Genomic DNA, 12,633 nt, shown 5'->3' on the forward strand with positions numbered 1-12,633 from the left:
CTTGCCTTCGCTTTCCATGCTTCAAATCTCCCGTTACAGCCAAGATCCGAAGTCTCCTACATTTCCGGGGCGGTTCAAACAGGTCGGCTCGGTCAGCATCGACATGTCGCCGGCTTTCATCGAGGGAGTCAACGAACATCTGCCCGATGCGCGGCTGACCTTCGACAAGTTTCACGTCGTCGCGCACGCGTCCAAGGCGCTCGATACAGTGCGTCGCCAACAACAGAAGGTCGACCCGGAACTTAAAGGCATGCGCTGGACGCTGCTGAAAGACGCGAACAAGCTCAATCTGGCCCAACTGACTGACCTCGAGGCGCTCGTCAGTCAGTACACAACCAGCCGCACGGCACGCGCCTGGCTGTATCGCGAGCAACTGCGAGAAATTCTCGAGCGCAAGCAAATCAATGTCGTCTCCGAGATGTTGCAACAGTGGTGCACCAACGTCATGCGCTCGAAGGTCGAACCGATGAAGGACTGGTGCGATTGATTCGCCGACACTTCGACGGCATCGTCGCCTGGACCCAGAGCCGCCAGACCAACGGCTTCATCGAAGCCATCAACGGACTGTTTCAGGCCGCCAAGCGCAAGGCGCGCGGATACGCTCGCTTCGAAACCATGCGAACGGTCCTGTTTCTCATCGCAGGCAAACTCGACTTCTCCGCATTCAACTCGCATGCCCGCTGAAGGCCGTTACCCACTCCGTTTTCAAAAGAGCCAAGTTTCGTCAATGGCCACCGCGGTGACTTCGGACAAGTCAGTCGCGGACGCGGCCAGGTCCAGGTAACGATCACAGATGGCCTTCACGCGATACCACGACAGGTTCACCAGACGGGCTACCGCCGCAAATGTCATCTCCCGGCACAGCGTCAGCACGAGCGCTTCAAACAGCAGCGTAAAGCCATCCAGCTTGCCCATCCAGTCGGGTTCTGCCAACCGCACCGCGCCGTCCGGCAAGCGCACGCGCGGCACCCGGACCTGGAGATAGCATTCGTGCTGAAAGAAGTTTAGGTGCCGCAGCCGCTTGATTTGCGTGTCGTGCACCGGGTGCTCGCCGGCGACGCCGGGGTGGGCGAAGCGGCTGCCGGCAACAAAGTTCACGGCAATCGTGAGCTGCCGTTTGGCCCGCGTCAAAGTCGACGCCCTGCACGTACCACGGGGCATTGATTCCCAAGGCGGCTTCAAAGAGCTGTTCGTCATGTTCGCTTCGTCCCGCAGGGCTGGTTGCCCCATTCTGCCGCAACCAGCCCTGCCTCAGCTTATCTACCCGACGCGCGTCAAGTGTTCGCTTCGCCGGGCTTGCGCCCGCACTTGACCCGGCACTTCACCCCCTCGAGATTCGAAAGAGGCTTTTTTGTCTGCATTATTCTCTGCCAATTCGCGACCGCCTACGTGGCCACATGCGAGAGTCCACGGAGAGAGCAAAACGTCAGATTCTCATTGAGGAGGCGTCAGAATGCCCTATGATATTGATGCGGATCAATCGAAGAGACATGACCGCATATATGCATGGTATGCGCGGAAGGCCGGTCACGTCGTCAACAACACGAACGCGTCAGAAGTAGAATGAGCTTCTTTCGCGCGAAATAATTTTTTGAGTGAGGCGCACGTTTAAAACTGAACCAGCCGGTCCCGGACTATCTGCAATTTCTTGCATCTGTCGGTCAAGTGGGGCTTGACGTCTTCTTAATAAAATAGTAGTGCGTTGCAGATTATTGTAACGTAGCAGAGCTGAGATTCGCCGACTACGACTTTTGCGGAAGTCTCATTAGGCGGCCATGAACACGCAATCGTCTTTACGAGCGAGGCAATTCGACGATTCGACTAAGGGGATGCCGTCGCTTTACTTGGAGATAAGAAATGAACGCAATAAGGACACTCAAAGTGGCTAGTGGCGTATTGATCGTCGTCACATCCATCAATGCTTGGTCGCAAAGCAGCGAACCCGCCGCTACCTCAATGGGATCCGGGACCTCTGCGACATCGCAAGGTATGTCCAAATCCGACGTCAGGAAGGCGAATCGAGCGCTCAGCAAAAAGGTGCTTCATGCCCTATCGAAGGGCGGCGTTGACACGGCGGGCGTCAGTGTGATCGTTAAAGGCAGCGCAATTACTCTTGCGGGGCACGTCCCAGACGCTTCTCAAGTTGAAAAGGCGGGAACGGCGGCAAAGAACGTTTCCGGTGTTACGTCCGTGAAGAATGCGCTCACAATTAAGGAAGCAGGAGGACACTGATCCTCACTAAAGGAAATGATGCGGCGTATGTCGGTGAGCGGGCGGTATTTGGCTCACTCACCAACTTACAGACACATCGCGACGCGCGAGGATGCATCGACGCGCAAACCTCCTGCTAATGCGGGAGGTCGCGATGAGCTAGCGGATGGCCCCCGGCAGACGCTCACGCCTATGTTCGAGCCGCTCTTTTCAATTGCCGAAGAAAACATCGCACTGAGGCCTCGGTATGCACGTCGAGGGGCTCATCTTGCCCGTTGCGCGTGTGGCGGATGGTACTCCTCCATAAGCGCCAGCTTGCGCGGACGCCCCCGCGTTCTGCTGCGAGGCTGGCTGTACTGAAGGTGTCGCCTGTTGCGGGGCGCTCTGCGCGCGGACCGATCCTACTAATGCGACTAGGCATACAGCACCGGCCGCCAAGATCGTTTGGGATTTCACATTACCCCCTTGACTCACGTGCGAGTTAATGAATGCCGTTGTTCCCCTGTCCCCGTCTAGTCGATTTGGCATGCCGACCGCGCGACGGGGCCGCCGCTATGGCACTCGGCCGAGCGAACGAAGAGTGAGCTCTTTTGCATCTGAGGCAGACGCGGAACTTATCAAACGGCTACCGGGACAACGACGCAGGGTTTGTACCAGGCGGGGCACAAGGAAAGCGCAATGCGCGCTTTCGTGTCGAGACCTTGTAGGTCCGTTCACGAATAAGAACCTTGCTGCAGTTAATGTTATAGACCTCCGCGGCATTTATTAACAGCGGAATTGCGAACTTCAATTCGCAAGGGGCCAGCGGTTGCGCGAAAACTTTCCCGCAGACAAGTCGGACGGCTCCGGGGGTGGCGACGTCGAGTTGTCCGTGCCAATAAGCCACACAGGTTCCCGAGCCCCCGCGTCGAAGGTCGCAGCTTCGTCGATGACGGCGGGATCGCCGGGAGTGTCGGCAGGTATTGGAAGACCGGATCTGCGTCGAGGAGACCAGCGCGCTTGGCGGGGCCACTGGCAGAGGCGCGGACTTGTCGCCATGATATTTAACAAGGGACCTATACCTTGCCCTGCCGCAACCGTCGTCACGGCACCGGGCACTGAGACCGGCCCCGTACGCTGCGCGCGCACCTCAGTACGGCAATGGCGAATTGGCTCCTTGCTTTTGTGGAAGCGCTCGTTCGAATATCTATCCCGTGCAAGGTGCGCTATCGCCAGGAACTTCTATAGTCTTGGCACAGTGGCTTTGCGCGAGACTTCCCAGCACTGACGCGGCATGCTCACGCATTGCCGCATCAAATCAGGCTCATAACCAGCTCCATGGCTTCGGCTAGAACGCCAGAACAAATTCATAGCTGGGACTCGATCGGCAGGATGCTGAGAAACCAGATGCCTGCGCGGCGCAACGCCGATACTTCCGGCTCGAAATCTAATACCGTGACGGTGCCGTCCTCGGCCGTATCGTTCCAGACGATTTGGCTCGCGCCGGTCACATCGGTGCGTAGTTCGAGCCGCCACGCTCCGCGAGCGAGGCTCGACTCGACGTGCTCGGTCACCTGCCGGGCGGCACGCTCGCTTTCGCAGTAGACCCCGATCTCAGTGTTTAACTCGACCGAACGCGGGTCGAGATTCATCGAGCCGATGAAGACGCTCTCGCGGTCGAACACATACGTTTTCGCGTGCAATGACGCCTTTGACGAGCCGAACACTGAGTTTTTCTTGAGAACGTTGCCGCTGGTTGCCGCAACAGGCTTCAGTTCATACAGTTGCACGCCCGCTTCCAGCAATGCCTTCCGGTAGCGCTGATATCCGGCATGCACCGCGGCGACATCCGTTGCCGCCAGGGAGTTCGTCAGCACCGTCACGTGCACGCCGTGTTGTGTCAGGCCGCTCAACCATGCGACGCCGCGCTTTCCCGGCACGAAATACGGCGAGACGATCATCAAGTGCTGGGTCGGCTTCAGTTTCAACGCCCTGAACCGCGAGACCAGATGTCCTTCGGCGTCGCTGGGCGTGCGCGCGATCTTTGACGGGTCGTCATAGAGCAACGTCGCCTTGCCCCATGTAAACTCGGCGTCGCGTGCCTGGATTACCTGCGTGAGGCGCGCTTTCGTCTGCTGTACATACGCGCCGTTCTCCTTCGACGCAAGCCAGGCATCCAGCTCGGCGCGGCCAGCCGCTAGCGCCGATGGATCGGCCTGACGGCCGAGGAGGTTCTCGATCGGATACGACGCCTCCGAGTTCCAGTACTCGTCGAATGCCGTTGAAACATCGCGCACGATTGGCCCGTGCACCAGCACGTCAAGGTCGCCAAACGCGACCGTGCTCGAGGCGCCGAAGTATTCGTCGCCGATGTTGCGCCCGCCGAGAATCGCGCCCTGGTTGTCGGCAATTAACGCCTTATTGTGCATACGCCGGTTGACGCGGCCAAACTCGATGGCCGTGCCGAGCGTCTTGAACCGGCGGTTTGCGACAGGATTGAAGAGCCGGATCTCCACGTTCGGATGAGAACTGAGCGCGAGCAGCATCTGGTCGTCCGCGTTCGTGCCCAGATCGTCGAGCAGGACACGCACGCGCACACCACGGTCGGCCGCTCTCAGTAAGGTCGCGGCGAGTTCGCGACCTGTCAGGTCATCGTGCCAGATGTAGTACTGCAGATCGAGAGAGCGGTCCGCATATCCCATCAACACAACGCGCGCGATGAGCGCGTCGACGGAGTCGGGCAGCAGGTGAAACGCGCTTTCTCCCGGATGCTGCCAGTCTCGTAGTGCGAACGCTGCGCCGAGGCGCGTGGCCTGCGTATCGGTGAGCGCGTGGGTGGGGACGCGACCGGCTTGTGGTGGAAGGCTTGCGCACGAAGTCAGGATGACGATGGCGAACGCCGCAACAAGGTTCCGTAAGTTCATCATTCCGCTCTCCGCAGATACTGTCGTCGGCGCCGCGCAAGCGCAGCGGCAGCGCGGGCGGCATGCTCAGCACCGCGCGGCTGACCGGGGAGGCGCGGCACGGCGCTTGTCGCGCTGATCTTCGGTGTCGCACCTGAGCACGGGCCGACATTCGCGCTCTATGTCGTCAGACCTGCAAAATTCGATTTCCTTCGCAGACGCATTCGGGCGGTCGATGCGGTGCCGTCGTACGGTCCAGGCTCCGGCAGTTGTGCCAGGTGTGAGCAACGGTTCCCGCGAAACGCCAGGCAGCGCACCCACGCAAGAGCAAAAATACGGGTGCAAGCCCAGGCTGTGTTTACGTCGATGAAGCAACTGCACCGGTGCAATATCGGCATCTGCACCGCGATACCCCAGGTCCGCCAGCACGGTCTTCGGCATTGACACGCAAGGCAGATCCTGATGGGTTCGACGGCCACTAGCTATAGACAGTCAGAGCGTTCGCTTCACAGCGGACAATCGCGGCCCGTGGCAGCTCGATGGCGCAATCGGCTCTTGCCGCAGGTGGAGGCTCAGGCCCACGCTCGAGTCCGGCGGGCAGCTTCACGACGCGGTCATTTCGAAGACGCGATAGTTCCACGGCGGCAGGTCCAAATAAAGAACACGCGACTTGAGGTCGTTACCATCTAGATCAAAGCTCGTCGATGCCATGATGTCTTCCATCCGCACCCTACGACTGGTCGTATCGTGAAATGGAAGTCGCACGTAACACTGGCTCTGATTGCCGGCGTAATTGACCACCACCAGCCGCCGTTCGTCTCCGTCTCGCTGCCAGAACCAAGCGATGAAACAGTCCCAGGTCCAGTTGCCATCCCACGCCGGTACGATTTCAGCCAGGCTCCACTTGCCCTCTCGAAAGACCGGCTGACGCAGCACCATCATCAGCTTTTCATAGAAGCCTTGAATGCTTGCGTCGACAGGCTCCTGTGGCGCCCGAACCAGGTGCGGTGAAATCCGCTTCTTGCGCCCCTCGAACTGGCCCTGGTGAAACAACCGCAAGCCCGGCGACAGGAATGTGATGACGGCTGCTGCTTCATGTTTGCCGGATTCGAAAGTCATGGCGGCTCGCGGCTCATCGTGATTCTCCAGGAAGCGAGCCAGTTTTTCGTGGTATTCGGGCTCGGCATGCAAATGCTCGCGCACCGGGCGCGCTTGCGCAGCGCGCAAGCGGTCATACAATTTCTTGTCGTACGCATAATCGAAGCCCTGCTGCTGCAGCGTCCATTCGAGATCCCAATACACTTCCGCCATGAAGAGGAAGTGCGGATGCTCGCCCCGCACGGCCTCGGTCGCCTTCTGCCAGAAGGGCTCAGGGCGGATCCCCCAGGTGCGTTCGAACACGTCGGGCAAGACAAGCATCGCCATGTCGCAGCGCAGGCCGTCGCATTGTCCGGCGATGATTTTCAGTTCGCCGATCATCGCCTGCTGCAACGCCGGATTGCCGTAGTCGAGTTGCAGCGTGTCGGGCCAGCCGTCAAAGTAGGGGTCCCGGCCGTGCGCGACTACCAGCGGCCCGTTGCTTGTATGCACCCGGCAATAGTTGCGCGGTGAGCGAACAAGGTCCGCTTCGCTGCCGCGGACGAAGTAGTCCGGACGCGAGACGATCCAGTCGTGGTCTGGCGATAGGTGATTCGGCACGAAGTCGAGCATCAGCTTTAGGCCGCGTTGCAGCAGGCGCTGCCGCAAGCGCGCGAGCGCCTCGGGGCCACCCAGATCTCGATGAACCGTGTAGCTGCAGATCGCGAACCCCGAGCCGGCGATGTCGTCGTCAGTGAGGTCAGGCAGTGTCTCTGAGAATTCGTGGCGCCATCCGCCGTGCGCGCGCGAAATGGCCTGAGCCACCGGGCCGGTCTGCCAGATGCTCAACAACCATAGCCAGTCGAAGCCCAGCGCAGCGATGCGATCCAGTTCTGCATCTGGGATATGGTCGAGTGTCGCGCGCCTGCCCAGGGCACGCGACAAGCCCGTTAGGTAGACGCGGGTGTTCATCTGGTACAGCACTGGGTAGCGGCCGTCGGACATTTCGCTCCTCATTTCTCACCGGTGTCTTCTCCGCCCACTTGTTCCCTCACGAGCCGCGTCATCACGCGTCCACGATCGGTCTCAAGCATGGTCTTGGCGTCGACGCGCCCGAACAGGTCGAGCAGCGGAGCGACCAAACCGGTCCAACCGGTCTGGTGACTGGCGCCGAGGCCCGCGCCGTTGTCACCGTGGAAATACTCGTAAAACAGGATCAGGTCGCGCCAGTGCGGATCGTTCTGGAATTTTTCCGTTCCACCGTAAACGGGCCGCTTGCCATCTGCGTCGCGCAGGAACGTGCCCGTCAGGCGGCGGACGATTTCCTGCGCCACTTCGAACAGCGTCATGCGCCGCCCGGAGCCCGTCGGGCATTCGACCTTGAAATCCTCACCGAAAAAAGTATAAAGGTTGACCAGTGCGCGCACGATCAGCAAGTTGACCGGCATCCACACCGGTCCTCGCCAGTTTGAGTTGCCGCCGAACATGCCTGTATTCGACTCAGCGGGGAGATACTGCACCGTGTACTCCTGTCCGCCGACGTGAATCACATACGGATGTTCCAGGTGATAGCGTGAGAGGGAACGGATGCCGTGCGGACCCAGGAATTCGTTCTCGTCAAGCATGTAGCGAAGCACCCTTTCCAGCTTGCCCTTGTTCAAAATCGACAGAAGTCTGCGTTCGTTGTACCCGATGAAGCCGGTCTCGGTGGGCGCAACCTGCGCGACCAATTCGGGGTAGCGCTTGCGAAACTGCGCGATCAGCTCGACCAGCTTCGGAAAGCGCGTGAGCGAGTACGCTTCGAACACAGTTGACGCGCACAGCGGCAGTAGCCCCACCAGCGACCTGATCTTTAGGCGCGTCGTCTTGCCGTTGGGTAGCCGCAGCAGATCATAGAAAAAGCCGTCGTGCTCATCCCACATCTCGTCTTCGTGTTCGCCTCGTCGATCCATCGCATAGGCAATCCACATAAAATGCTGCACGAACTTGAAGGCGACCTCCTCGTAGAGCGGGTCATAATCAGTGAGGTTGATCGCCATTTCCAGCATGGTCTGGCAGTAGAACGCCATCCATGCCGTCCCATCCGCCTGCTCGAGCGATCCGCCAGTCGGCAGTTGCGCGCTGCGGTCGAACACGCCGATGTTGTCCAGACCGAGAAAGCCGCCGGCGAAAACGTTGCGGCCTGAGGGGTCCTTGCGATTCACCCACCAATTGAAATTGAGCATCAGCCCCTGAAACGAGCGCTCCAGGAAACGCGGGTCAGCACGTCCCAATTCTTTCTCATACTTGTACAGCCAGAGCGTGGCGGCGGCATGCACAGGCGGATTCACATCGCTGAAGTTCCACTCATACGCTGGAATCTGACCGCTGGGGTGCACGTATAGGCTGCGCAGCATCAGCAGCAACTGCTCCTTCGCAAAATCGAAATCGACCTGCGCCAGCGCGATCGTATGAAAGGCCAAGTCCCACGCCGCATACCACGGATATTCCCACTTGTCCGGCATAGAGATCACGTCGGCATTCAGCATATGGAACCACTCCATGTTGCGCACATCGCGCCGCGCCGAGTCGAGCAACGGATGGCTGCGATGCTCGCGCAGCCAGAGTTCGAGATCGAAGTAATAGTACTGCTTGCCCCACAACATGCCCGCCAGCGCCTGACGATGCACCCGGCGCTGGTCTTCGGTCAGCGACCTGGGCGTTATACGCTCGTAGAACTCGTTAGCATCGGCAACGCGGCTATCGAAGATCTTCTCGAAGCCGCCGAAAGCGTCGTCGACCCGGGATGGCGTAAGGCGCAAACGGAAGATCGTGCTACCGCCGCCAGGTACGTCGCACATATAGTGGGCGGCGGCCTTTGTTCCGGTTCCCGCGGCATTCACGGCGTCGCGCTGTCCCGAGACGACGTAGGCGTGAAACGCATCCTTAACGTGGGGCGACGCGTTGGGCTGACCCCACAGACGCCGCGCGTTACTTTCGTTTTCGGTGAATAGCGTCTCGGGTGCGCTTTCGCAGTGAAGCCAGTATTCGCCAAGATCATGATGCGCGGCCCGAATGATGCCGGCGCCTGCATCGTGCAGGGATGGCTTGCGGTTGTCCTCGCCCCATGACCATGTATTGCGGAACCAGAGTGTCGGCAGGACATGCAGCGGTGCGGCCTCCGGTCCGCGGTTGTGCACGGTAATGCGTATCAAGATGTCTTCGGGAGCCGCCTTCGCGTATTCCACGAAGACGTCGAAATAGCGGTCACCGTCGAAGATACCAGTGTCGAGCAGTTCGTATTCAAGCTCCTCGCGCGATCGTTTGCGGTTGGTCTCTAGCAGATCCCAGTACGGATACTCCTGGTGCGGATATTTATAAAGGTACTTCATGTACGAGTGCGTGGGCGTACTGTCGATATAGAAGTAATATTCCTTTACGTCCTCGCCATGATTGCCCTCGCTGTTGGTAAGGCCGAAGAGGCGCTCCTTCAATATTGCGTCATGCCCGTTCCATAGCGCGAGCGCGAAGCACAGCCTCTGTTGGTCGTCACACAGCCCGCCCAGCCCGTCTTCCCCCCACTTGTAGGCGCGCGAGCGCGAATGGTCGTGCGTGAAGTAGTTCCACGCGTCGCCATTGTCACTGTAGTCTTCGCGCACGGTGCCCCACTGCCGCTCGCTGAGATAGGGCCCCCACTTCTTCCACGGCACGTGGGCCTCGCGCGCGTCGTTCAAGCGCTTTTGTTCCGCTACGTCCACGACTGCAGGGCTCATGCTCTTCTCCATTACGTATGATGAACTTAGCTAGACTCAACGCGGCGTCACGCCGATACTCATCGCGCCCGATCAGATAACCCGGGCGCATCGTTATATGTGATGCTGGATCTTTGCTCACTTCAATACAACAATAGGCGTTTCTCGTGCCGTCGACCGACATCGCTGCGACCACTGAGGGGACTTGGAGACGCGCCGACTTAGCCGAGACGAGCATTAGCGGCGTATCTAGCGGCGACTTTGAAGGGCGGTAAATCGATCGAGGAGTCGTTGCCCGCTGATAAAGGTAAGCTGTAGGCGTTGCGCCGTCGTGAGTTACTGAGCAGGTGAGCGCGCGAAAACGTCGGAACCGAAACGTCGAGCGCGGGGCAAGCGCTGACCATGCCGGCCTTTCCGCTGTCCGCTGCCTGGCGACTATGCACAGGCGAGCGGCTTCAAAGGATGAGAAGATCCACGGTCCACAAGGTGCCACGACCGCTTTGGGAAGTGCTTCGGCCGCTCCAACGCCTGGCCCCAGTCTCCCGTGAGTGTCGCTTCTTGGCCGGTTGTACCCGTTGACCTATGCCGCCACAGAGCTGTCGTTGGCGCAGGGAGAATGGTTACGACTGGCAATGTACGGCGAAAGAACTGAAGGACAGACACTCGCATCGTACCGATGAGCCCAGTTAGCTCGGCGGCTTTGCGTTATCAAGGCCCGGGCAGAAACCCGACATCTCCGTACCAGGCGCGTGTCGTGGTATCGGTATTGTCGGTATCGGTCAGCAGTCCGTAGCCGCTGATTCGTCCTGGCGGTTCGTGGAAGACCCGTGCGTAGTCTTGCACGATATTGCGGCGCAGGCTTTGCCACTGACCCGCATCGCCGGACAGACCCGAGACCACGATCATCTGCACGCGGTCCGTGTGTGGGTTGGCAATGACGGTGCCTGGCGCGGCGGTGGTCGACCAGATGTACATCAGCGTGGCATAGGGCAGCTCTTCGCCACCCAGGCGCTTTGCCACGTCCATCTTGGCCCGGTCGAAAAATGATAGCTTGCTTTTGTCGCCGTCAAATAAGAACACCAGTCGCGCTGGCGCGTCTTCCTTCGATCCGACGCGGTTGTCGGCGCCCTCGATCGGTTTTTCCGCTTTCCAGCGCCATGCCACGACGGGTGTGCGGACGAGGTCGATGTTACCTTCGTGCATCAGCGCAGAAGCAGAGCGGTTCGCATCCGCCTCCAAGACGGTGGTGTGGCCGTCGTGAACAAGCGTGTATTGCGTCACGGACTTGCCGTGCGCGACTGGCAGGTTCTTCCAGCCTGCGGGCAGTGGCGCGCCTGGCTCGATCGTGGAAAAGGCAATACCCGGCTTTTCGTCCTGGGCAAGGAGGGCTGACGGCAACAGAAGGAGCGCGATGTATACGGCGATCCAGACTGGCCGGGCGGTTCGTTTCCGCGGTCGACGTATCGAGGGAAGATGCATGGCTGGTCGCATTCGTTTTTTGGCTAGCACATCCATTGTAGTCGGCTCAGCTGACGGCATTTCAACGGACCTATTACGCCGGCGCCTGGGTTCTGTTGATCTGAACGCCGGACCGCGAATCTAAAGCACAAGACCCAACCCTGCGTTCGCGCTCTCTTGCACGCGGTGAGCAACAACCCGGCGTTATTGCCCCGTTGCAGCAAAACAATCCGCCTGAAAGCGGCCCCCAATCCGAAGGTCCGATGGCGACGTCGCCTCTTATGCCTCATTCACCGTCAATCATGGATTGCTGGAAAGCGGAGTGAAATTCGGTGTGAAGACCAGGATGATGCCATGTAAAACACGAATACTCTGCGATGTTCGACGGGGTATGCTGCACGGTAGATGCCAACAACCTGGGGCTGGAAGCCGGAGTACATTTATGGTTGCAGTCGCTAAAGCATCGGTAACAACAGACCACGCACGTTGAGACAGCAGTTAGCCATCCTGGTCGTGTGCTGCCTGCGCCATGGCCGGCCCGCGTTGGGGGCGCACGCCGCTGCGAGATTGAGCGACAAACATCTGCGTATATGCGCGAGCGTTTAGCTCTCACTTTCCGTCTCCGATGCACGGTCTTTGGGGGCCTGCAACCGGAGATCGCCAGTCGAAGCGCCGTTGCGACCTGCTTGTAACAGGACCGCGAATACGCTGACACAAGTGCCATACGGTTTACGGATAACCGTTCGCATGGGAAGGGCATGTTATGACGAGACTTCGTTTTCTTGCCGCCGTGCTGGTTGGGATCTCGGTGCTTTCGCCGCTGGCGCGAGCCGAGTCGGGACTGGGTGCGCCCGCTGTGGCGCAAGCATCGTCACCCCCGGCTGCGGTTGCGAAAGGCCGCCACTTGAACCTCGCGACCAAACCGTGGACCGGCGACTTCGACGCGATGCTCGAGCGCCGCTCGATCCGCTTCCTTGTGCCGTTCAGCCGTACGCTGAACTTCAACGACAAAGGTCAGGAACGCGGTCTGACCGCTGAACTCGCGCGCGATTTCGAACGTTACCTCAACAAGCGCTACGCCAGCCGGCTCGGCAAACGCCCGGTGACAGTCTTCCTGATTCCAACGACCCGGGACAAACTTCTGACGAACCTCCAGACCGGGCTGGGCGATATCTCGGCGGTCAACCTGACGGCGACTGAACCGCCCCGGAAATGTAGGAGACTTCGGATCTTGGCTGTAACGGGAGATTTGAAGCATGGAAAGCGAAGGCAAG

The 12,633-nt window shown here is 59.6% G+C and carries 5 protein-coding genes and 4 pseudogenes; 4 read left to right on the plus strand and 5 right to left on the minus strand.

Going from position 1 to position 12,633, the window contains the following annotated elements; translation table 11 throughout:
• Positions 1-103 precede the first annotated feature (103 nt).
• A pseudogene (locus tag NCT32_RS32420) lies at positions 104-684 on the plus strand (transposase).
• Between the two features lie 33 nt (positions 685-717).
• On the opposite strand, the pseudogene NCT32_RS32425 reads toward NCT32_RS32420, so the two are convergent.
• A pseudogene (locus NCT32_RS32425) lies at positions 718-1,240 on the minus strand (helix-turn-helix domain-containing protein); the annotation flags it as partial.
• Between the two features lie 617 nt (positions 1,241-1,857).
• On the opposite strand from NCT32_RS32425, the gene NCT32_RS32430 reads away from it, so the two are divergent.
• Entirely contained in the window at positions 1,858-2,232 is a 375-nt protein-coding gene (locus NCT32_RS32430; RefSeq protein ID WP_086961684.1) for a BON domain-containing protein, read from the plus strand.
• Between the two features lie 1,325 nt (positions 2,233-3,557).
• Here NCT32_RS32430 and NCT32_RS32435 read toward each other — a convergent pair.
• Positions 3,558-5,117 (minus strand): phospholipase D family protein, encoded by a 1,560-nt coding sequence (locus NCT32_RS32435; protein WP_061121922.1) that lies wholly within the window; start codon positions 5,115-5,117, stop codon positions 3,558-3,560.
• A gap of 14 nt (positions 5,118-5,131) precedes the next feature.
• Between NCT32_RS32435 and NCT32_RS32440 the strand changes: the two are divergent.
• A pseudogene (locus NCT32_RS32440) lies at positions 5,132-5,279 on the plus strand (MFS transporter); the annotation flags it as partial.
• A 417-nt stretch (positions 5,280-5,696) separates the two neighbouring features.
• Here the strand turns inward: NCT32_RS32440 and NCT32_RS32445 are convergent.
• The 3 genes from NCT32_RS32445 to NCT32_RS32455 all read right to left on the minus strand — a co-directional run bounded on the left by NCT32_RS32445 (position 5,697) and on the right by NCT32_RS32455 (position 11,380).
• Positions 5,697-7,175 carry an alpha-amylase family glycosyl hydrolase gene (locus tag NCT32_RS32445; RefSeq protein ID WP_061121923.1) on the minus strand — a complete coding sequence of 493 codons (1,479 nt, stop codon included), beginning with the start codon at positions 7,173-7,175 and terminating at the stop codon, positions 5,697-5,699.
• 8 nt (positions 7,176-7,183) lie between these two features.
• A complete protein-coding gene (locus NCT32_RS32450; RefSeq protein WP_250491274.1) occupies positions 7,184-9,922 on the minus strand; it encodes an MGH1-like glycoside hydrolase domain-containing protein in 2,739 nt (912 codons plus the stop codon).
• Between the two features lie 687 nt (positions 9,923-10,609).
• A complete protein-coding gene (locus NCT32_RS32455; protein WP_061121924.1) occupies positions 10,610-11,380 on the minus strand; it encodes a DUF3047 domain-containing protein in 771 nt (256 codons plus the stop codon).
• Between the two features lie 742 nt (positions 11,381-12,122).
• Here NCT32_RS32455 and NCT32_RS32460 point away from each other — a divergent pair.
• A pseudogene (locus NCT32_RS32460) lies at positions 12,123-12,633 on the plus strand (lytic transglycosylase F); the annotation flags it as partial.

Source organism: Caballeronia sp. INML2, from assembly GCF_023631365.1.
In the GTDB taxonomy this organism is placed as follows: Bacteria; Pseudomonadota; Gammaproteobacteria; order Burkholderiales; family Burkholderiaceae; genus Caballeronia; species Caballeronia turbans.

What these genes read in the sequence shown, in the direction of transcription:
- NCT32_RS32430 (WP_086961684.1), top strand. Translation starts at nt 1,858, where the DNA reads ATGAACGCAATAAGGACACTCAAAGTGGCTAGTGGCGTATTGATCGTC.
- NCT32_RS32435 (WP_061121922.1), bottom strand. Translation starts at nt 5,117, where the DNA reads ATGATGAACTTACGGAACCTTGTTGCGGCGTTCGCCATCGTCATCCTG.
- NCT32_RS32445 (WP_061121923.1), bottom strand. Translation starts at nt 7,175, where the DNA reads ATGTCCGACGGCCGCTACCCAGTGCTGTACCAGATGAACACCCGCGTC.
- NCT32_RS32450 (WP_250491274.1), bottom strand. Translation starts at nt 9,922, where the DNA reads ATGAGCCCTGCAGTCGTGGACGTAGCGGAACAAAAGCGCTTGAACGAC.
- NCT32_RS32455 (WP_061121924.1), bottom strand. Translation starts at nt 11,380, where the DNA reads ATGCATCTTCCCTCGATACGTCGACCGCGGAAACGAACCGCCCGGCCA.